At 70.2% G+C, this 19,780-nt stretch carries 16 protein-coding genes; 8 read left to right on the top strand and 8 right to left on the bottom strand.

Annotated features, from left to right (window positions below; translation table 11 throughout):
- Nucleotides 1–53 precede the first annotated feature (53 nt).
- Nucleotides 54–977 carry an FAD-dependent monooxygenase gene (locus ACGFI8_RS30885; RefSeq protein ID WP_392810278.1) on the top strand — a complete coding sequence of 308 codons (924 nt, stop codon included), beginning with the start codon at nt 54–56 and terminating at the stop codon, nt 975–977.
- Here ACGFI8_RS30885 and ACGFI8_RS30890 read toward each other — a convergent pair.
- Together ACGFI8_RS30890 and ACGFI8_RS30895 are read right to left on the bottom strand one after the other, a co-directional pair.
- The gene (locus ACGFI8_RS30890; protein WP_392810280.1) at nt 896–1,738 is read right to left on the bottom strand and encodes a family 1 encapsulin nanocompartment shell protein; all 843 of its coding nucleotides are present in this window, start codon (nt 1,736–1,738) and stop codon (nt 896–898) included. The genes ACGFI8_RS30885 and ACGFI8_RS30890 overlap by 82 nt on opposite strands.
- The gene (locus ACGFI8_RS30895) at nt 1,738–2,808 is read right to left on the bottom strand and encodes a Dyp-type peroxidase (RefSeq protein ID WP_392810281.1); all 1,071 of its coding nucleotides are present in this window, start codon (nt 2,806–2,808) and stop codon (nt 1,738–1,740) included. The genes ACGFI8_RS30890 and ACGFI8_RS30895 overlap by 1 nt, the downstream gene beginning before the upstream one ends.
- Before the next feature lie 115 nt (nt 2,809–2,923).
- On the opposite strand from ACGFI8_RS30895, the gene ACGFI8_RS30900 reads away from it, so the two are divergent.
- The 5 genes from ACGFI8_RS30900 to ACGFI8_RS30920 all read left to right on the top strand — a co-directional run bounded on the left by ACGFI8_RS30900 (nt 2,924) and on the right by ACGFI8_RS30920 (nt 8,081).
- The gene (locus ACGFI8_RS30900) at nt 2,924–3,289 is read left to right on the top strand and encodes a hypothetical protein (RefSeq protein ID WP_392810283.1); all 366 of its coding nucleotides are present in this window, start codon (nt 2,924–2,926) and stop codon (nt 3,287–3,289) included.
- Nucleotides 3,290–3,443: 154 nt separating this feature from the next.
- Complete coding sequence (locus ACGFI8_RS30905) at nt 3,444–4,223, top strand: DUF4386 family protein (RefSeq protein WP_392810284.1); 780 nt, start codon at nt 3,444–3,446, stop codon at nt 4,221–4,223.
- Nucleotides 4,224–4,249: 26 nt separating this feature from the next.
- Nucleotides 4,250–4,867, top strand: a complete 618-nt coding sequence (locus tag ACGFI8_RS30910; RefSeq protein WP_392810286.1) for a PadR family transcriptional regulator — start codon at nt 4,250–4,252, stop codon at nt 4,865–4,867.
- Entirely contained in the window at nt 4,864–5,586 is a 723-nt protein-coding gene (locus ACGFI8_RS30915) for an ABC transporter ATP-binding protein (RefSeq protein ID WP_392810288.1), read from the top strand. Before ACGFI8_RS30910 ends, ACGFI8_RS30915 begins: the two co-directional genes overlap by 4 nt.
- Nucleotides 5,583–8,081 carry an FtsX-like permease family protein gene (locus ACGFI8_RS30920; protein WP_392810290.1) on the top strand — a complete coding sequence of 833 codons (2,499 nt, stop codon included), beginning with the start codon at nt 5,583–5,585 and terminating at the stop codon, nt 8,079–8,081. Before ACGFI8_RS30915 ends, ACGFI8_RS30920 begins: the two co-directional genes overlap by 4 nt.
- A 33-nt stretch (nt 8,082–8,114) precedes the next feature.
- Here ACGFI8_RS30920 and ACGFI8_RS30925 read toward each other — a convergent pair whose 3' ends face one another.
- The 5 genes from ACGFI8_RS30925 to ACGFI8_RS30945 form a co-directional block, all read right to left on the bottom strand.
- Nucleotides 8,115–9,299 (bottom strand): ROK family protein, encoded by a 1,185-nt coding sequence (locus tag ACGFI8_RS30925; protein ID WP_392810292.1) that lies wholly within the window; start codon nt 9,297–9,299, stop codon nt 8,115–8,117.
- Between the two features lie 70 nt (nt 9,300–9,369).
- A complete protein-coding gene (locus tag ACGFI8_RS30930) occupies nt 9,370–10,872 on the bottom strand; it encodes a glycoside hydrolase family 36 protein (protein ID WP_392810294.1) in 1,503 nt (500 codons plus the stop codon).
- A gap of 109 nt (nt 10,873–10,981) precedes the next feature.
- Nucleotides 10,982–12,331 (bottom strand): ABC transporter substrate-binding protein, encoded by a 1,350-nt coding sequence (locus ACGFI8_RS30935; protein WP_392810296.1) that lies wholly within the window; start codon nt 12,329–12,331, stop codon nt 10,982–10,984.
- A 37-nt stretch (nt 12,332–12,368) separates the two neighbouring features.
- Nucleotides 12,369–13,265: a carbohydrate ABC transporter permease gene (locus ACGFI8_RS30940; RefSeq protein ID WP_392810298.1), complete on the bottom strand. Its 897-nt coding sequence runs from the start codon at nt 13,263–13,265 to the stop codon at nt 12,369–12,371.
- Nucleotides 13,266–13,273: 8 nt separating this feature from the next.
- Nucleotides 13,274–14,221: a carbohydrate ABC transporter permease gene (locus ACGFI8_RS30945; protein WP_392810300.1), complete on the bottom strand. Its 948-nt coding sequence runs from the start codon at nt 14,219–14,221 to the stop codon at nt 13,274–13,276.
- Nucleotides 14,222–14,625: 404 nt separating this feature from the next.
- Here ACGFI8_RS30945 and ACGFI8_RS30950 point away from each other — a divergent pair, with 404 nt between their 5' ends.
- Nucleotides 14,626–15,465: a DeoR/GlpR family DNA-binding transcription regulator gene (locus ACGFI8_RS30950; protein ID WP_392810302.1), complete on the top strand. Its 840-nt coding sequence runs from the start codon at nt 14,626–14,628 to the stop codon at nt 15,463–15,465.
- Here ACGFI8_RS30950 and ACGFI8_RS30955 read toward each other — a convergent pair.
- A complete protein-coding gene (locus ACGFI8_RS30955) occupies nt 15,452–16,831 on the bottom strand; it encodes a DUF4832 domain-containing protein (RefSeq protein ID WP_392810304.1) in 1,380 nt (459 codons plus the stop codon). The genes ACGFI8_RS30950 and ACGFI8_RS30955 overlap by 14 nt on opposite strands.
- Nucleotides 16,832–17,040: 209 nt before the next feature.
- On the opposite strand from ACGFI8_RS30955, the gene ACGFI8_RS30960 reads away from it, so the two are divergent.
- The gene (locus tag ACGFI8_RS30960; protein ID WP_392810306.1) at nt 17,041–19,722 is read left to right on the top strand and encodes a fibronectin type III domain-containing protein; all 2,682 of its coding nucleotides are present in this window, start codon (nt 17,041–17,043) and stop codon (nt 19,720–19,722) included.
- Nucleotides 19,723–19,780: the final 58 nt, after the last annotated feature.

Below are 19,780 nucleotides of genomic sequence, written 5' to 3' on the forward strand. Positions count from 1 at the left end.
GCAGGCCGGGAACCGCGCCCGGCGGACCCGGGCCGGGTACCATCGCTGGGTCCGTGCCGGGAACGCCGACGGAAACGCCGTGCGGTTTGGGGTTCTGGGGCCCGGAGACGATCGCCCGTCTGGTGGCCCCGTACGTCGACCCGGACCGTTTCACCGTCACCCGCGCCGTCGTCTACACCTTCCATCACCTGGTCGCCGAGCGGTGGCGGAGCGGACGGGTGTTCCTGCTCGGCGACGCGGCCCACCAGATGCCGCCGTTCCTGGGCCAGGGCCTGTGCAGCGGCCTGCGCGACGCCGCGAACCTCACCTGGAAGCTCGCCCTGGTCCTCGAGGGCACGGACGGCGCGGCGGGCCCGGACCTGCTCGACTCCTACGAGGCCGAACGGCGCCCGCACACCGAGGAGATGGCGGTCACGAGCCTCCGCCTGGGCAAGGTCTTCCTGGTCCGCAACCGCTACGCCGCCGCCGCGCGCGACGCGGTGCTCCGCGGCGTCCAGATCGTGCCCCGGGTCCGCCGCTTCGTGCGCCGTTTCGAGTTCAAGCCGGCCCCGGCATTGCGTACGGGCATGCTGTCCGGCGGCGTTCGCAAGGGCCCGATCGGCACGATGTTTCCCCAGCCGGAGGTCACGACCCCGGGCAGCACGACCCCGCGCCTGCTGGAGCACGTGCTGGGCCCGGCCTTCACGGTGATCGGCCCGGCCGTGGACGCGCGGACGGCGGCCACCTGGGCGGGTCCCGCGGCGACGTTCGTCCGGGTCCTGCCGACCGGTTCGTCCGGCGCGCCGAGCACCCCGGCCCACGACGTGGTCAACGTGGTCGACGTCAACGGCGTGCTCGGCGACTGGTTTCACCGGCACCGCGTCGCCCTGGCCGTGCTGCGCCCGGACCGCTTCGTCTACGGCACCACCGCGGACGCCGTGCCGCTGTGTTCCCCGGCCGGAGGTGGCGGCAGCGGTACCGCGGCCTCGGCGGTGTAGACCAGGAAGGTCAGCGTTTCCTGGAAGTACAGCTGGATGCTCGTCGCGTCATGGGTGAGGTAGCCGATGGCGACGTCCTGGCCGAGGTGGAGCTCGAAGTCGCCGCCGCGGGTGGACAGCAGGAAGGCGCCGCCGATGGCGGGTGCCCAGATGATCTCGCCGTCCACGACGCGGGCGATGTGGTCCCGGATCGGGTATCCGTGATCGGAGGTCTCGCTGACAGCGGTGTACGCATCGGCGCCGAGCGCCAGTGCGTACGGCCCGTTGACGCCGGCCAGGCGCAGCGCGGTCGCGGCCTGGCTGACGGCGGTCGGGTAGTCGCGGACGTCCGTCGGCAGGGTGATCGCCGGGTTGGACGAGCCGGGGCTGATACCGGCGATACCGGCCTCGGCGTATCCGTCGAAGACCGCGCGGTCTTCGGCGAACGCCAGTCGACGGGCGGCGTCCTTGACCGGCTGCCAGTCGGCGTCCTTGGCGCCACGTTCGACGTCGTCGACCTGCTCCCGGTCGACGGTGAAGGGCACCCGGAGTTCGACGACCGGCTGTGAACGGCGGACGCGAGCGGCGACCCCGTCGGCGTGGGACTCGATGCCCCGCAGATGCCCGGTGCCCACCCCCGGCAACGCAACCCCGGCCGGGCCCACGACGTCGACGAGGCGACGACCGGCCACATGCCGGCGAAACGTACGCCGCGCCTCATCCTCCAGGTCAGCCCAGGCGGCGTCGGAGATCGGCGCCAGTTCCCGATGCAGGTTGTCCATCAGTCGTCGCTCCCTTTGAGGTCACCGATCCCGAGGGTTCGCAGGGCCGGCATCGCGTGCTCGGAGGGCGCACCGGCAACGGCATCGACGGCACCGTCGCCGACCGGCACAGCCGCCGCGACGACGGGTGCATCGGGCAGGTCGTCGAGGAAATCGGCGCTCGGGACGAAGAACAGAGTGCCGGTCACGGGGGTGGAGAAGTCCAGGATCCGGTCGTGCCGCGCCGGCGGATCACCGAGGAACATCCGTTCCAGCATCCGCTCGGTGACGGCCGGGGTGCGGGCGTAGCCGATGAAGTACGTGCCGAACTCACCACGTCCTACCGTGCCGAAGGGCATGTTGTCACGCAGGATCTGGCGCTCGGTGCCGTCGGGTTCGGTGATCGTGGTCAGCGCGACGTGCGAGTCGGCCGGCTTGACGGCGTCGTCCAGCTCGATGTCGGAGAGCTTCTCACGGCCGATCACCAGCTCCTGGGCCTCGACCGGCAGGGCGTTCCACGCCTGCAGGTCGTGCAGGTACTTCTGGACGATGACGTAGCTGCCGCCGGCGAACCGCTCGTCTTCCGCGCCGATCAGCACCGCGGCGGTCGCCGCCGGACCGACCGGGTTCTCGGTGCCGTCGACGAAACCCAGCAGGTCGCGCACGTCGAAGTACTTGAACCCGTGGACCTCGTCCTGAACGGTCACCGCGCCCCGTACGCGCTGCATGATCTCGGCCGCCAGCGCGAAGCACAGGTCCGGCCGCTGTGCCCGGATGTGGAACAGCAGGTCTCCCGACGTGGCCACCGCCCGGTGGACCGGTCCGGCGAGTTCGCGGAACGGGTGCAGTTCGGCGGGGCGCGGCCCGGCGAACAGCCGATCCCACGCCCGCGAGCCGACCCCCGCGACGCAGCTCAACCCGCCTTCCTGCGCCCGGAACCCGATGGCCCGCTGCAGGCCCGGCAGGTCGGACAGCAGTGCCCGCGCCCGCGACTCGCCCCCGGCGTCGATGGTCAGCACAAGGAACAGCGCAGCGCGGGTCAGCGGGCTCAACACCGCCTGCGGGATCACCTCCCGGCCGGGCTCCGCCATGCTGTCGCCCTACCCGTTCGTAGCAGCGCTACGCCTGAGGCGAGGAGGACCACGGCACGACGTGCGGGGTGCTAGATTTCCTCTCCCCATCGAGGAACAGCCCGAAAGGCAATCGATGAACCTTCAGCTGCCCTCTTCCCTCGTCGCGCACGCCGCGTGGGCTCCGCCGTCCGACGCTCCGGGTGCGCCGTGGATCGTCTACGCCACGCACCGCGCACGCCGCCGGCTCGGCCTGAGCGTCTGCTTCATCGGGTTGGCCTATGTCCTCACGCTGCTGTTCTTCACCCAGGACGTCGAGTTCTATCTCATCGGTCTGATCGTGGTCGTCTTCGGTGCCGGCCTGCAGAGCACCGGTGGAAGCGGCTACTACGCCGTTGACGCGGACGGCGTGACCGAGCACATCAGCTGGCGGCCGCCGACGTTCCTGCTCCAGGGGCGCCGCAAGGTGAAGGTCAAGGCGGGTGTGCTGCAGGTGGGCTGATCCAGGTCGTCGCGCCGCGGAAACCATGACTGTCCACTCGCTGTCCGTTCGCTGTCCGTAGCCGTTCACGGTCGGCCAGCCGCCAGTCAGCGCACAGCAAGGCGACGCACCGACGCTCGCTCCTGACCGATTCCTTCCTCAGTCAGGAGTCCACATGTCCGCCCTTCGTCCTCGCACCAACCCGCCCGACTCGTCACCCGCCCGCGGCGCTCACGCCCGCGGCAAGGTCGGCGCGATGGTCGATCGCGCGTCACTGCGCCTGTCGGCCACGCTGCTGCTCGCGGGACAGCTCCTGTTCATCGTGGTCACCCACTTCCACACCGGTGGGCCCGCCAACAACCACCCCGAGGTGTTCGCCGGGTACGCCGGCAGCCAGGCCTGGACGGCCGTGCACATCGGTCAGTTCGCGGCCATGGCGATCCTGCTCGCGGGGCTGCTCGCCCTGTTCTCCGCCCTGAACGCCCGGGCTGGGGCGGCGCGATGGGCGAGTCGGTTCGGCGCCGCTTCGGCGGTGGCGGCGCTGGCGCTGTACGCCATCCTCCAGGCGGTGGACGGGGTCGCCCTCAAGCACGCCGTGGACGCGTGGGCCGGCGCCCCGGACGCCGAGAAGCCGGCGCGCTTCGCGAGCGCCGAGGCGATCCGCTGGCTCGAGTGGGGCATGCGGAGCTACCAGGACTTCGCGCTGGGCCTCGCCTTGCTCCTGTTGGCGGCCGCGGTCGTGCGGGCGAAGGGAATCCCGCGGCCGATCGCCTACCTGATGGGGCTGTCCGGCCTCACCTACCTGGCGCAGGGCTGGGTGGCCGGCTCCGAGGGCTTCACCTCGACGCAAACGATCCTGATCGTACTGGCCTTCGTCCTCGACCTCGCGTGGATGATCTGGCTGGTCGCCGTCGCCTGGCGGATGCAGGATCCGGACGTCCAGTTTACTGAGTAAGTAGTTACTTGGTAAGGTGACCCGTCATGCGGAGAGGTGCGGTGCACTGGGGGCTGCTGGCGCTGTTCAGTGATGGTCCGAAGTACGGCTACCAGCTGCGGACCGAACTGGACACGCGGACCGGCGGAATGTGGACGCTCAATGTCGGGCAGATCTACACGACGCTGGAGCGGCTGCACCGCGACGGCCTCGTCGACTCGGTAGGACACAACGACGAGGGCCGGACGATGTACGCCATGACCGAGCAGGGTCAGGCGGCGCTGGCCGAATGGTTCGCCACACCGGTGACCACCGCGGACCGGTCGCGCAGCGAACTGGCGATGAAGCTGGCCATCGCCGTTACCACGCCGCATGCGGACGTGGCCGGCATCGTCCAGGCCCAGCGGGTCGAGTCGATGCGCCAGATGCGCGACTACACCGATCTGCGCCGGCGCACCGATCCGGCGAAGGAGCCGGCCTGGATGCTGCTGCTCGACCACCTGATGTTCGCCCTGGAAAGCGAGCTTCGGTGGCTCGACCACATCGAGGCCACGGTATTGCACCGCAGGCCGTCGGCCGGTTCGTCAGCGCACGCACCGGCCGATCGCCCGTCGGGTCCGCTCGTGGAGGCCGCGGAGCAGCCGCCGGCAGGCGGCGTGCGATGAGCGACGTCGTGCTGCGGTTCGCGGAGGTGAGCCGGACCTTCCGCTCCGGCGATGACGACGTCCGGGCGCTCGACGAGGTGAGTTTCGAGGTCCGTGCGGGCGAGCTGGTCGCCGTCATGGGTCCGTCGGGATCAGGCAAGTCGACGCTGCTCGCCGTCGCCGGTGGCCTCGATCTGCCGACGTCCGGGGTGGTGTCCGTGGAGGGCATCGCCCTGGACAGCCTGACCGCGACCGAGCTGGCGAGGTTGCGGCGCGACCGGATCGGCTACGTCTTCCAGGACCTCAACCTCATCGCGGACCTGACCGCGGCCGAGAACGTCGGGTTGCCGCGCGAACTGGCGGGCCTGAGCGCCCGTGCCGCCCGGCGGGAAGCGCTCGCCGCACTCGCGGAGGTCGGCGTCGGCCACCTGGCGCGTCGGTTCCCCGACCAGATGTCCGGTGGGCAGCAGCAGCGGGTCGCCATCGCCAGGGCGCTGATCGGCGAGCGACGGCTGGTGCTGGCCGACGAGCCGACCGGCGCGCTGGACTCCCGCACCGGCGAGGCGGTCCTCGAGGTGCTGCGCAGCCGGGTCGACGCCGGCGCGGCCGGGGTCCTCGTCACGCATGAGCCCCGGTATGCGGGCTGGGCAGACCGCACCATCTTCCTGCGCGACGGCCGGCTCACCGACACCACCGGACCACGCGTCCCGGTCGAGCACCTGCTCAGGGGCGCCTCGTGAGTGCGGCACCGGCAGCGCTACGGCCCAGGTCGGGATACGGCGGCTCGTGGCGTGTCGCGCTGCGCATCGGCCGGCGATCGATATGGCGCGACAAGACCCGCAACATGCTGATCCTGCTCATGCTCTTCGTGCCGGCATATGCCGGCGTCGTCCTCGTGGTCTCGTGGGGAAATCTCAGCGGCACCTCCGCGCAGCAGGCGACCTTTCGACTGGGCCGGGCCGACCTGCTGATCGGCGCCGACGACGTGGCAGCCGCAGCCGCATCGCTGCCGGCCGGCAGCCGCACCGAGCCGGTCGCGGACGGCAGGACCATCGTGCGGACCCCGCAGGGGCTGGACGTATTCGACTACGAGGCCGTCGACGTCACCGGCGTCATCGCCGAGGGCAGGTACGTGCTGCGGGCCGGTGGAGCACCACGGGACGGCACCGAGGTGGCGCTGACCAGGGCGCTGGCCCGGCAGTTACACGTCGACGTGGGCCGGCGGATCGAGGCCGGCATGCCGGCGCGGCAGCTGACCGTCGTCGGCATCGTGGACCTGAGCAGGTCGTTGCGGCTCCCGGCGCTGATCGTGTCCGCGGACGATCCGCTGTCGGCCGGCGCGCACCGGCAGCTGCTGGTCGACCTACCCGGCGACTCCGCATCCTGGTCACCGCCCGGCGCCGCCGTGCCGGGGCTGAGCTACGTCGATCGGAAGGCTCTGCAACCCAGCAGCCGGCAGCGGGCGATCGAGGCCGCCGCCACGACGGTCGTCGTGGCGTTCGCCGGCGCTCAGGTGGTCCTCCTCGCCGGCGCGGCATTCATGATCGGCGCGAGACGCCGGCGGCAGCAGTTGCTGATGCTGTCCGCGGTCGGTGCCACGTCGCGCCAGGTCGGCCGGGTCGTCGTCGCCGCCGGCCTGGTCCTCGGCGCCGCCGCCGCAGCGCTCGGCGTCGTGCTCGGGCTGCTGACGTTCACGCTGGCCGGGCCGATGATCGAGCGGGTCGCCGATCACCCGCTGATCGACACCTCGATCCCGCCCGTGCCGGTCGCGGCGGTCGTGCTGCTCGTGGTCGTGATCGGCCTGCTCGCCGCGTACCTTCCGGCGCGCACCGCCGGGAATCGTCCGGTCCGGGTCGAGACCAGCGCGAACCGGTCCCGCTCCGCCGGCGACCTGCGCTGGCTGGCCGGCGGGCTGCTGTGCGCGGCGGCCGGGACGGCCTTGCTGGGGTACACCGCGAATCCGGACGGGCGGCCGGAGCTCATCGCGGCGGGCGGCGTCGCACAACTCGCCGGCATCGTGGCCGTCGTACCGGCGCTCGTGCGCCGCGTCGGCGGACGCGCCGCGCACGTGCTGCCGCTTGCCGCCCGGCTGGCCACCCGGCACGCCGCGCGGCACTCCCTGCGCACCGCGTCGGCGGTGGCCGCGGTGGCCGCCGCGGTCGCAGGGACGGTGGCGTTGACGCTCGTCGGCGACGCGCGGGGGCAGATCACGCCCCTGCGGCAGCACGCTCGCCCGGGGCAGGTGATGCTGCCGGCCGAGGCGGTGGAGCTGCTGGGCGAGGACGGTCTGGGGCGCCTGGCGTCGACCCTGCCCACCCGTAACCTCATCGTGCTGCGGATCGTGACCGGTTCGGCGGGCGGCCGGGTCTTCGTACCGATGGGCGGGCACGTCGAGGACACCGCCGACGGCTCCGCGCTGGCCGCCATGGAGCAGCGCGCCGTCGCCGTCGGTGGTGACGAGGTCATCCAGCTGGTCACCGGGCGTGCGGCGACGGCGGCGGAGTCGGATGTGCTCCGCGCGGGTGGCGCGGTGGCGTTCAACGACACGCTGGTCAGCGGCGATAGGGTGACGCTGGCGTCCGACGGGGGTGCCGAACAGGTGCTCCCGGCGAGCACCGCCGCCACTGGGGCCTACTTCACAGACCTTCCCGGCCTGCTCGTCTCGCCGGACACCGCTCGCCGGCTCGGCCTCACCACCGCGGTCAACGCCGTCGTCGTCGACACCGTCCGACCGCCACGCCCGGCCGAGCTTGCCGCCGCCACCCAGCTGCTGTTGCAGGCACAGCTGCGCGCCGGCCAGGTCCCGGGGACGCCGATCGTGCCGGACGTGATCGCCGCGCAGCGCCGGCCGGTCAGCGAGACCAGCACCATGTTCTCCATCCTCGCCACGGTCAGCGTGATCGTCACTGCCATCGCAAGCACGGTCGCCGTCGGGCTCGCGGCTGCGGAGATGCGCGGCGACCTGGCCACCATGGTCGCCGTCGGGGCCACGCCGAACATCCGCCGGCGCATCCGGGCCGGCCAGGCCGCGCTGATCGTCGGTCTGGCCACCCCGCTCGGCCTGGCCGCCGGGATCGGACCAGCCGTCGGCTACGTCGCCTACAACGTCGAGACCAACTGGCATACGCCGTGGCTCGCGTTGCTGTTGGTCGTTGCCCTGCCGCCGGTGGTCGCCACCGTCCTGGCCGCGCTGCCCACCGGCGGCCAGCCGGAGCTGGTGCGACGCGCGACATGATGCGCCCGCGTCACAGGTCTGCGGGACGTCGCATCAGGTTGCGGCCGGAGTGTGGCGGCGGGGGGCCTGCGGGGCGGCGAGGCCGGTGTTGAGCAGGCGGGCGTCGACCTCGTCGAGGGCGAGCCGCAGGGCGCCGAGAGCGACGCTTTCGTCGCCGAGCGTGGAGGCGCGGATCTCGGGCACGCGCAGGCAGAGGCGTTCCAGCTCACGGCGGAGCGGTTCGAGCAGGACGTCGGCGGAGCGGGAGTAGCCGCCACCGACGACCACGACGTGCGGGTCGAGGGCGAGGACGAGCGCCGCGGCACCGATCGCGAGGTCGCGGGTGTAGCGGCGCACCGCGGTCCGGGCGGCGCGGTTGCCGTCCCGGGCGGCGGCGAAGACCCAGGCAGCGGCGTCGTCGGGTCCTACGCTGTCCGGCAGGTCGGGGCAGTTCTGCAGGTGGGTCGGCGCGTCCAGCCAGCGCACCGCGCGCAGGGCGCCGATCTCGCCGGCCGCGCCGCCGTAGCCGCGGCGCAGGGTGCCGTCGATGATCAGGCCGGCGCCGGTGCGCATGCCGGCGAGCAGGTAGACGATGTCGTCGGAGTCCTGGGCGACGCCGTGCCAGCGTTCCGCGACCGCGGCGAGCTTGCAGTCGTTCTCCACCAGGATCGGGCAGGAGAACATGGTGCCGAGGTGCTCGGCCGGGTTGACGCTGGTCCAGCCGGGGAGCGGGGTGAACAGGGTGGTGCGTCCGGTCGCGTCGACCGGCCCGGTGACGCCGACGGTGACCGCCCACAGGTCGGCGGAGGTCATGCCGGCCCCGGCGAGGCACTCGGCGATCGTGGCGTCCATTGCGGACAGTCGGGTGGCCGGGTCGGCGTCGGAGGTCACCGGCCGCCGGGTGCTGTGCAGCACGGTGCCGTCGAGGTCGGCGAGGACGGCGAGGATCTTGTGCCCGCCGACGTCGACGCCGAGGACGTGGCCCGCGTCGGCGCGGAACTGGTAGCGGCGCGCGGGCCGGCCGACGATGCTGCTGCCGGTCGGTTCGACGACGGTGGCCCAGCCGTCGGCGACCAGGGCCTGCACCATGACGTCGGTGGAGGGTCTGGACAGTCCGGTGCGGCCGGACAGTTCGGTGACGGTGGACGGCGGGTAGCCGCGCAGGGCGCGGATGACGGTGAGCGAGTTGAGTTCGCGCAACCGGGTCAGATCGGTTCCGGTCGTCACCAACTCGGTCACCGCAGCCCCCTCGACACGTAGTCCACACCAACCAATAATGCTGTGATCTTTACGAAGTCTAGCGAGCGAATCACGAGATCGGATACGGCTGCTCGCCGATTGCCGGGTCCACGGCTGGGGTGAAGTCCACCACGCGGCCGTCAATGGCGTAACGGTACCGGTCGTGCCGGGTGATCGCCGGGCGCCTGCTCAGGTAGGTGGTCATCGCGTCGAGCTCGCCGGGGGTGAGCCAGCCGGGCGGGTCGGACACCGCTCGGAAGCCGCAGATGTCGGCCAGGTCGCGCAGCCAGTCCATCTGGCGCTCGGTGAGCAGGTTGAGGCGGCTTCGGAAGTAGACGACGTCCGGATCGATCTCGGCCAGCGGTGCCTGCCACAGGCGGTGGACGGTGTTGACGACGGCGTTGCGGGCCATCGCGTCGGAGGGGTCGTCACTGGCGTAGTTCTGCCAGATGGGTGCGACGTCGGGTCCGCTGCGCAGGCCGTCGAGGAGTCCGAGCGAGGGCAGCAGCAGGGCGCCGCTGCCCAGCAGGTAGGTGTCGTCGCCGGCGACCTCGCGGACGAGGGCCAGCGCGTCGCGGTAGACCTGTTCCCGGTCGGTGCCGGCAGGCCGGACGCCGGGGGCCAGAGCGGCGTTGATGAAGTCGAGCTTGAGGTACCGGAAGCCCCATTCGTGCACGACGCGGTGGATGAGCGTGGCGACGTGTTCACGGGCGTCGTCGCGGGTCAGGTCCAGCGCCCAGTAGCCGGTGCCCCAGTTGTAGCCGGCGGTCACCGGCCGGCCTTCGGCGTCGCGCAGCAGCAGCTCGGGCCGGCTCCGGGCGGTCTCGGAGCCGGGCAGGGCGATGAACGGCGCGAGCCACAGTCCGGCCGTCAGCCCGGCGTCGGTGATCCGTTCGGCCAACGCGGCCATGCCGGACGGGAACTTCGCGTTGGGCTGCCAGTCGCCGACCAACTGTTGCCAGCCGTCGTCGATCTGGGCCACGTCGAACGGCAGCCCACGCAGCGCGGCGATGTCCTCTTTCAGCTGGGTCTCGGTGATGGCCTCGTAGTAGGCATACCAGCTGCACCACACGTTGCCGGCCCGCCCCTTCCGGGAACCGATGCGCCTGTGCAGGTGTTCGGCGTAGTCGGCGAAGACCTGCTCCTCGCGGCCGTAGGCCAGGAACCAGGGCGCGGCGCCGTGCTCGTACCACCCGGCCAGGGTGTCCTGGTCGGCGCTGAGCCGTGGCGTGCCCAGCCCGAGCGCGCCCAGCAGCAGCACGTTGCCGTTGCCGTCCTGCACGGCGGCCACGGCCGACGAGTGGTGCCGGGCCGGGTCGTCCCAGATCGTGTCGTCGGCGGTGGTCCGGCGTCGCTCGTCGGCGATGCGCAGCGGCGCCGCGGACAGGCGCCGCCAGCCGCAGGGGCTCCAGGAGTTCTGGCCGTTGCGGTAGAACAATGCGTCGCCCATGGTGTGCAGGACCGCCACCCGCCCGGCGGGGAGCAGCAGGCCGCCGTCCACCGGTTGCGGTGTGCCGTCGCCGCCGAGTTCGACGGCGAAGGTGCGGTCGGCCAGAGGTACGAGCAGTGACATGGTTCTCCTTGCGGTGCGACGCGACGCAGCGGGGTTGCGGACGATGGGCGGGTTGAGACGCGGCGGGACGCCGTGGTTGGCGTCCCGCCGCATCCGGTGTGCTTCGGGGTTACTTGAACAGCGCGTTGACCTTGTCGTTGGCCTTCTTCAGCGCCTCGCCCGCCGGAGCCTGACCGAGGATGACCGACTGCACGGCATCCTCGACGATCTGGCTGACCTCATTGCCGTGGTCGGTGATCGGCAGGAAGAACGTGCCGCCGGGCGCCTTCGCCTGGTCAGTGAACGCGCGCACGTCCCGGCCCTTCGCCTGGTGCGCGGCCAGCGACTTGTCGGTGGCCGTCTTGATGGCGGGGAAGACCACCGCGTTGGCCCCGACGAGGTCCTGGCAGTCGCTGGAGCCCAGGAACTTGACCCACTTCCAGGCCTCATCCTTGTGCTTGGTGCCGGCGTAGATGGCGTCGGACAGGCCGTTGATGGCGGTCTTGCGCCCGGCCGGGCCGGTGGGCAGCGGCGCGAACGCGTACTTCTGCTTGGCGCTGGAGCCGAGGTAGGTGCTGATCGTCCACGAGCCGACGATGGTGATCGCGCCCTGGCCGGCGTCCATCACCGCGTCACGGCCCACGGTGGACTTCTTGTCGAACTTGGGTGCGTAGCCCTTGTCGATGAGCTGCTTGTACCAGTCGATGGTCTGGGCGAGCTTCGGGTCGTCGTAGTTGTAGTGGGTGCCCCACGGGTTCTTGTCCAGGAACGTGAAGCCGTTGCTGACCGCGAAGTCGCCCCAGCCGTTCTGCCCCTGTGAGCCGTCGGCCCATTCCGGCTCGAACCCGTACACCTTGACCTTGTTCTTGTCGAACGCCGGATCGAGGCCGTTGTGTCCGTTCTGGTCGACGGTGGCCTTCGCGATGACCTGCTGCAGGCTCCCGCCGTCGGTGGGGTTCCAGGTCAGGTCGGCCATCGCTTCGGGCGTGACGCCCTGCGCCGACAGCAACGTCGTGTTGTAGACCAGCGCCATGGTGTCCCAGTCCTTGGGCAGGCCGTAGCGCTTGCCGTCCTTGACGAAGAGGTCCGCCAGGCCGGCCTGGTACTGGTTGAGGTCGACCTTGTCCTGGTCCACGTAGGGCTGGATGTCCAGGATCTGGTTGCTGGTGACGAACTGCGGATAGTAGGAGGCGTGGTCGGTCCACACGTCGGGCGCCGACCCGGAGGCGAGCTGGGTGGTCAGATTCTGCCAGTACTGCGCCCACGCCGTCTGGCTGATCTTGACTGTGATGGTCGGGTTGGCCTGGTGGAAGGCGTCGGCGCAGGCCTGGTAGGACGCGGTCTGGTTGTCGTCCCAGAGCCAGTAGTTGAGCGCGACGTTGCCGCCGCTCTTGCTGTCGGAGGAGTCGCCGCACGCGGCCAAGGGCCCGGCAAGGGCGACGGCCAGGACGGCGGCCGCAATGCGTTTCGGACGGTTCACGGGGGTGTCTCTTTCTCGGGTGGGTGGGGTGTGGGTGTCACTTGATGCCGGTGAAGTTGAGCGACTCCACAAGCCGCTTTCCCAGGAAGATCAGCAGGACGAGGACCGGCAGGACGGACAGCGTGGAGCCGGCCATGAGCCCGGTCCAGTCCGGCTGGGTGTTGGGGGACTGCTGAAGAAAGACGCCGAGCGCGACGGTGAGCACCCGGGTCTGCTCCTCCCGGCCCACGAGCAGCGGCCAGAGGAAGTCCTTCCACGCCCAGACCGTGGTGGTGAGCGCGATGGTGATGAGTGGGCCGCGGCTCATCGGCAGGACGATGCGCCAGAAGATGCCCCATCGGCCGGTGCCGTCGAGCACCGCGGCCTCTTCGACCTCTTTCGGGATGGACAGGAAGAACTGCCGCAGGAAGAACACGGCGAACGGGGTCATCAGCAGGCTCGGCGCGACCAACCCGGCGAACGTGTTGAGCAGGCCGAGGTCCTTGACCAGCGAGAAGTTCGGCAGCAGCGTGAAGATCGGCGGCACCATCAGCGACGCGATCATCAGCCCGAAGACCAGGTCCCGCCCCGGGAAGCGCAGCCGGGCGAAGGCGTAGCCGGCCATCGCACAGAAGAATGTCTGCGCCACGGCGATGGTGCCGCTGTAGATGATCGAGTTGACGGTGTACCACAGGAAGTTGATGTGTGCCCCCGAGCCACCCGCCGCGCGCGCCTCCTCCGCGTCCACGAAGCCGAGCACGCGGGCGAAGTTGATGAGCGTCGGGTGCTGCGGCCAGAGCCGTCCGGCGTCGGAGAACAGGTCTGCCGCCGGCGTCAGCGCGGTGCGCAGCATCCAGTAGAACGGGAAGATCGTCACCACCACCGCGACGATCAGGACTGTCCATGCCAGTGCCCGGCCGAGTTGGCCGCGCCGGTCGCGTTGCGTGTTGCGCATCGTGTCTCCTAGGCCAGGTCCGAGCGGGAGGCACGCAGCAGGCGAAGCTGCACAAAGGTGAGGATGCCGAGAATGACGACCAGTGCCATCGCCACGGCGGCGGCGTAGCCCATGTGGAAGTAGGTGAATGCCTGCTGGTAGATGTAGAAGTAGATCACCCGGGTCTCCGGGATGGGTTTGCCCTGGTAGACCACCGCGACGGTGTCGAAGATCTGGAACGAGCCGATCAGCGACACCACCAGGACCAGTGCCAGGATCGGGCGCAGCAGCGGCAGCGTGATCCGGCGGAACATGCGCAGCTCGCCGGCGCCGTCGAGCGCCGCGCTCTCGTAGAGGTGCTGGGGGATCTGCAGCATGCCGGCGTAGAACAGCAGCGCCGTGTAGCCGGTGTAGGCCCAGGTGTTGACCAGCGCGATCGACGGCATGGACCAGCTGGGGGAGTAGAACGACACCCCGTCCAGCCCGAGTCCGTACAGCAGATGATTGATGAAGCCGAGGTTGGCGTCCAGCAGCCAGGCCCACAGCAGGCCGACCGTCACGTTGGGCACCAGCCACGGCACCAGCAGCGTGGCCCGCAGCACCGTGGACCGGGTGAGCCGATGCATCAGCGCCGCCAGACCGAGCGCGAGCAGGGTCTGCGAACCGATGTTGACGAGCACGTAGTAGCCGGTCACCCGCAGCGAGTTCCAGAACTGCGCGTCGTCCAGCATCTTGGCGTAGTTCGCGCCGCCGACATAGCTCGGCGTGTTGAGCAGGCTGTAGTCGGTCAGCGAGAACCACATCCCGCGCACCGTCGGATACAGGTAGAACACCGTGAAGCCGAGCAGCACCGGCGCCAGGAACAGCCAGGCGACCCGCCGATCGTCACGCCGTCGTGATCGCCGGCGCCCATCCTGAGCATCCGCGGGCGCCGCGACGGGGACGGTGCCGCTCGCCGGACCGGCCACGGCGGTCACCGCTCCACCCCCGGCGCGGCGGCAGACGCCCGGCCGGACCGGCCGGTCCGGCCGGTCTCGTGGGATCGAGGCCGGCACCTGAATCGGCTCTTGCTACTTCGATCTGACACGCCAATAATGATGAAGCGCTTCGAAATTTTGTCAACACCTTCTCGTATCGAACCGGAAACAGGCGAGCGTAGCCGCTCCTCGGATGCAGCGTTTGTCCTGGTCAGGTCGCGTTTCCGTCAGCATCGCAGGCGACACCGGTCAGCCGTTTGTGGCCGCATCGGTGTCGACTCTGTGTGTCAACCGCGCAGAATCGCTCGCCATGTCCGGCGCCGGGATTCCGGACGCCGCGACGTTCGCCCGGGGTCGGTGTTGCGCGGCGTCCGGCCGATCGTGGCCACCCGGGAGAGACACCCATGACATCCCAGCCAATCCGGATGCCGGACGCCCAGCGGCACCGGCACCCAGATCAGCGCCGTGCCGAGATCCTCCACGTCGTCAACCGCGACGGCGGCGCGCGGATCGGCGACCTGGCCCGCCATTTCGACGTCTCCTGCGTCACCGTGCTGCGCGACCTGCGCCGCATGACCCGCCTCGGTCTCCTGGAACAAGTCCGCGGCGGTGCCGTCGCGGCGACGATACCCACCGCTCGGGCAACCTGGACCCATCGAGCCGCGCTTCCGGCGCACCATGCGATCGCGCGTCATGCCGCCGCGCTCGTCGCCGCGGACGCGGCCGTCACGATCACCGGCGACGTCATGTCCGGCCTGCTCGCCGGGTACCTCGTCGGCGTGCCGCGACTGACCGTCGTGACGAACTCGATCGCCGCGTGCACGGTCCTCAGCCGGCACGGCCGTCAGGACCAGCAGCTCGTGCTGACCGGCGGCGAGAGGACCCGAACGGGTGCCCTCGCCGGACCGGTGGCCGAAGCGGCGGCACGGTCGCTCAACGTCGACCAGTGCTTCCTCGCGCCGTACGGCATCGATGAGCGCGGCTACACCGCAGCCGACCCGATGGAGGCGACCGTCATCCGTTCCTTCCTGGCGATGGCCAGCAGCGTCATCGTGCTTGCCGACCACACCCGGTGGAACACCACCGGCGTCGCCACCATCGGGCCACTGAACTGCGCGGACACCGTCATCGTCGACCAGGGGATGCCGGCCGCCGCCCGGCGCGTCCTCAGCGGGAACACCGGCACCCTGGTAACGGTCGATCACGATCCAGAGGGCATCGGCTCCCTGGTCAGCGGACGGTGAAGGTGCCGAGCCCCAGCCAGCCGGTCTGGACGTCCTGGCTGGTGTTGGCGAATCGCAGATCATTGCCGCCGGGCAGCGGGTTGGCCACCCGGAGCACCAGCCGGTAGCTGCCATCGTGCAGTCCACCCAGATCCAGCTGGGTCGACAGTTCGGTCGGTGGCTGGTCCGGCTGGATGCCGGTCACCGACCAGGGGGTGTGCCACCGCTTCGCGATGCGTCCTTTGTGGTCGATCGCGGCCAGTTCGACGTCCCAGTCGTAGTAGAACGGGGCCACGCCGCGGTTGGCGATGCGCACCGCGACGTTCGCACGCCGGTTGGCGGCCGCGCGGAGGGAGTCCTCAGTGACGGTCAGTTCGTAGCCCAGCGACCTGGCGCCGGCCAGCGCCCGCAGGTACTTGTCACCGGTGAAGCCGGCCCCGTCGAAGGGCGTCTGGTTGAGCAGGAACGAGGCGTGGGTGCTGGTTACGGACTCGGCCCAGTCCTCGTACTGGCCGCAGCTGATCGGCTGATCCCAGATGCAGGACTGGACTTCCGGTCGCAGTTCGCCGCCGATGGGCTGCTGCCGCCACTTGCCGGTGACACCGGCGTCGATCATTCGCTGCACGAAGTGCCACGAGGTCGGCGGCAGCGTCTCGAACGCGAACGAGTCGTCGTGGTAACCCATGTTCAGCGCGGCGTTCTGGGCGTTCGGGTAGCGAACCAACAGCCGGGTGCGATGGAAGGCCGCCGCGAAATCGGACAGGATCCGGCCCTGGACCTCGTCCGTGGCCATCCAGTTCTCGGGGTTGGTCCAGCCGTCGTACGGCCAGGTGTGCCACTCACCCCAGAATCCGATCAGCCCGAGGGTGATGAAGCCGATGCGCTTGTCGCCGTCGTATCTGCGGCCCAGTTGGCTGATGAAGGTGTCGAGTGCGGCGGCCAGGCGGGGGTCGTTGTAGTCGGGGGCGAGGCTGACTCCGTTGTTGCCGAAGTCGTCGTACGTGTGCGTGGCCAGGCCCTGGTCCAGGAGGAACTGGGGTATCCCGGTGGGTTTGCCGGGGTAGTCGAGGTAGAACCGGAACGCGGCATGGTGGCCGCGCCGGCTGATCTCGTCGAGCCGGCGTTCCAGCGGCGCCCAGGTGAACGTCCTGGGTCCGGTCATCACCTCGCGCAGCGGGATGTAGAACCACTCCATGCTGTAGGGAAAGGCCTGGTAGCTGCCGGCGTAGGGCATGAAGCCCTTGAGTGGGTTGTCCGCTGGCGCCGGCCGATAGGTCAGCGGTGTCCACTGTGGTGTGTCGGTGCGCTGCTGCGCCCAGGCGGGGGTTGCGCCGGCCACCGTGAACATGAGTGCCAGCGCCACCGCCATGCGGATGGCTCGTGTCATGCGACGGACTCCTTGCAGGGGGAGTGCGGGTATCGGAGCGCATCCAAACAGAGAAACGCAAGCTAACGCAAGATTTGACTGTGGTTTATGTCCGTTTCCATCCTAATAATTACCGTATTGGATTGCTGTAACGCAAGACCATCTCTTGTGATTGCGCAACCCCTCTGGTGTCATGGGATACGTTCCTGCCCCTGTCCCGGAGGGATCCGATGAGACTCCTACGACGACTGCTGGCCGTCGTTTCAGCGGCGCTGGCCGTGGTGTTGGCCACGTCGAGCGCGGCTGTGGCCGCGGCCGGCCCGCCCGCCCGACCGCCGGTGGGACCCGGCCCCGACGCCGGCCTGACCGCCCATACCTACACCTACGCCGCCGCTGCGGTAGGCCAGCCGCTCAAGGGCTTCGCGCCGTACCTGTTCCCCGGCGACAACTACGCCAGCAAGTACCCCGGCGGCGTGATGTGGGCGTACTTCGCGCTCAACGAGGTCATGAAGGACCCCTCGAGCTGCACCGTCTTCGATTGGAGCGTGTTCGACAAGGCGCTGGACGAGGCGGCGGTCTGGGGTCGTCAGCTCGCGTTCCGCTTCTACGTCGAGTATCCGGGTGGTACGGGCTCGCATCCGGGCAACGGCATCCCACCGTGCCTCAACGGCAAGATGGCGCTGCGCACCAACGGGTTCTGGGGCACGGTGAGCCCCGACTACGACGATCCCGACGTGATCGCGGCGTTCACCAGCTTCATCAACGCGTTCGCCGCCCGATACGACCACGCCGGTCCGGGTGGCACCGCCGACCCCCGGATCGCGTTCATGACGCTGGGCCTTGTCGGGTTGTGGGGGGAGTGGCACACCTGGCCCTATGACCGGGACACCACCGACGGCTACCCCGATCTGATGCCCACCGACGCCACCATCCGCACCATCCTCCAGGCGTTCGACAACGCGTTCGACAACATCCAGCTCGAGGTGCGCTACCCGGGCCTGGCCGGCACGCAGACCGCGAACATCGGCTTCCACGACGACTCCTGGCCGTACATGGAATGGCGCAACGGGCAGCTCAAGAGCATGACCCTGCCCGTGTCCATGAACGGGTGGCCCGACGCGTTCACGCAGCTGATGCTCGACTCGGGCACGGAGAACCGGTGGACCACCCAGTCGATCGGCGGCGAGGCACGGCCTGAGATCCAGGGCAGCCTCTACGCCAACTGGCCCGGCGGTTCGGGCCAGGTCGACGACGTGCTGGCCGCGACGGAGCTCACCCACATCAGCTGGATGATCAACCAGACCGGTGCGGGCGGGTACAGCGCCACCGATCCGAAGGTCGCCGCGGGCGTGCGGAAGATGGGCTACAACCTGCACATCCCGCAGGCCAACTTCAACGCCACCGCCTCGGGCACGTTCAAGGTCGGCGTCACCATGCAGAACGACGGGGTCGCGCCGTTCTACTACCCGTGGACCGTGGTCGTCGGCCTGCGCGACAGCGGCGGCAACATCGTCAAGTCCTGGGACACCGACTGGGACCTGCGGCAGGTCCAGCCCCTGAAGATCCGTGCCTTCCCGGACTGGAACGTCGGGGCCAACCCGACCTACCTCGACTTCGGCCGCCCGGTCAACTTCTCCGCCACCCTCAACGCCGCCGGCGTCCCCGCCGGCAACTACAGCCTCGTCCTGCGCGTGCGCAACCCGCTCGAGGCCGTCACCCCTGCCGTGCTGCGCTCCCGCCCCGCGGCATCCCGGCTCACCGACTGGGTCATCGACCAGTGGCGGCCCGCATACCCGCTCTCCTTCGCCAACAGCAACCAGGGCACGGACGGCTGGGTGAACCTCGGCGCGCTGAGCACCACCGGTGCCTGCACGGGTGACTGCACGGCGCCGTCGGTCCCGACGGGCCTGGCCGTCACCGGGGTGACCGACACGAGTGTGTCGCTGTCGTGGTCCGCGTCCACCGACACCGGCGGCAGCGGGCTGCGCGGGTACGACGTCTACCGCGACGGTGCGAAGGTCACCGCCGCCCCCGTGACCGCGACGTCATTCACCGACACCGGCCGCTCACCGGGTCGGACCTACCAGTACACGGTCGTCGCCGTCGACAACGCCGGCAACGCGTCCGCGCCGTCGACCGCCGTCTCCGCCACCACGACCGGATGCGCCGGCGACTGTACGCCACCGACGGCACCGACCGGACTGGCCTCACCCACGCAGACCGGCACCAGCATCGCGTTGACGTGGAACGCCAGTACCGACAACGTCGCGGTCACCGGATACCGCGTCTATCGCGGCGGCTCCGAGGTCGGCACCGCCGCCGGCACCTCGTTCACCGACACCGGCCTGTCGCCGAGCACCGCCTACAGCTACACGGTCAAGGCATTCGACGCCGCCGGGAACCTGTCCGCGGCCTCGGCGACGCTCAACGTCTCGACCAAGGCCGGCGGCCCGGTCGGGCTGGTCGTCGACAACTTCGACGGCACCCCGGCCTACCCGTCGTCCAACCTCAACGACCTGGGCAAGTGGACCGGCGGCAACTGCTTCCTCAACGGCGGCGGCAGCGGCGTGGTCGCCGGCGGGGCGCTGGTCCTGCAGTACAACAACTGCGGCTGGTTCGGCAGCGACATCAACACCGACGTCTCCGCCTACACCTACCTCGTCGTCAGGGTCAAGGGCGCCTCGGGCGGCGAGCAGACGCACTTCAACGTGTCGGTCGGCGGGACGACGAAGGTGTTCGCCGACTTCACCCTCGACGGCGGCGCACATCCGACGATCACCACCTCCTACCAGGACATCAGGATCCCGATGGTGGCCAACGGCATCAGCCGTACCAGTCCGGGTCAGTTCCAGATGGGCTTCTGGCAGGGCGGCAGCAGCACCATCTCCATCGACGAGATCCGCTTCGAGTGACATCCGGCCGGGCCGGGGACCCTGCCCCGGCCCGGCCGGTCGCCGCATACCAGGAGGT

It is taken from the genome of Dactylosporangium sp. NPDC048998 (assembly GCF_043197855.1).
Lineage (GTDB): Bacteria > Actinomycetota > Actinomycetes > Mycobacteriales > Micromonosporaceae > Dactylosporangium.

Bases quoted from the DNA above. Each gene is read 5' to 3' on its own strand.
- ACGFI8_RS30955 (WP_392810304.1), bottom strand. From the start codon at position 16,831: ATGACACGAGCCATCCGCATGGCGGTGGCGCTGGCACTCATGTTCACG.
- ACGFI8_RS30900 (WP_392810283.1), top strand. From the start codon at position 2,924: ATGAACCTTCAGCTGCCCTCTTCCCTCGTCGCGCACGCCGCGTGGGCT.
- ACGFI8_RS30915 (WP_392810288.1), top strand. From the start codon at position 4,864: ATGAGCGACGTCGTGCTGCGGTTCGCGGAGGTGAGCCGGACCTTCCGC.
- ACGFI8_RS30930 (WP_392810294.1), bottom strand. From the start codon at position 10,872: ATGTCACTGCTCGTACCTCTGGCCGACCGCACCTTCGCCGTCGAACTC.
- ACGFI8_RS30890 (WP_392810280.1), bottom strand. From the start codon at position 1,738: ATGGACAACCTGCATCGGGAACTGGCGCCGATCTCCGACGCCGCCTGG.
- ACGFI8_RS30905 (WP_392810284.1), top strand. From the start codon at position 3,444: ATGTCCGCCCTTCGTCCTCGCACCAACCCGCCCGACTCGTCACCCGCC.
- ACGFI8_RS30940 (WP_392810298.1), bottom strand. From the start codon at position 13,265: ATGCGCAACACGCAACGCGACCGGCGCGGCCAACTCGGCCGGGCACTG.
- ACGFI8_RS30950 (WP_392810302.1), top strand. From the start codon at position 14,626: ATGACATCCCAGCCAATCCGGATGCCGGACGCCCAGCGGCACCGGCAC.
- ACGFI8_RS30895 (WP_392810281.1), bottom strand. From the start codon at position 2,808: ATGGCGGAGCCCGGCCGGGAGGTGATCCCGCAGGCGGTGTTGAGCCCG.
- ACGFI8_RS30960 (WP_392810306.1), top strand. From the start codon at position 17,041: ATGAGACTCCTACGACGACTGCTGGCCGTCGTTTCAGCGGCGCTGGCC.
- ACGFI8_RS30910 (WP_392810286.1), top strand. From the start codon at position 4,250: ATGCGGAGAGGTGCGGTGCACTGGGGGCTGCTGGCGCTGTTCAGTGAT.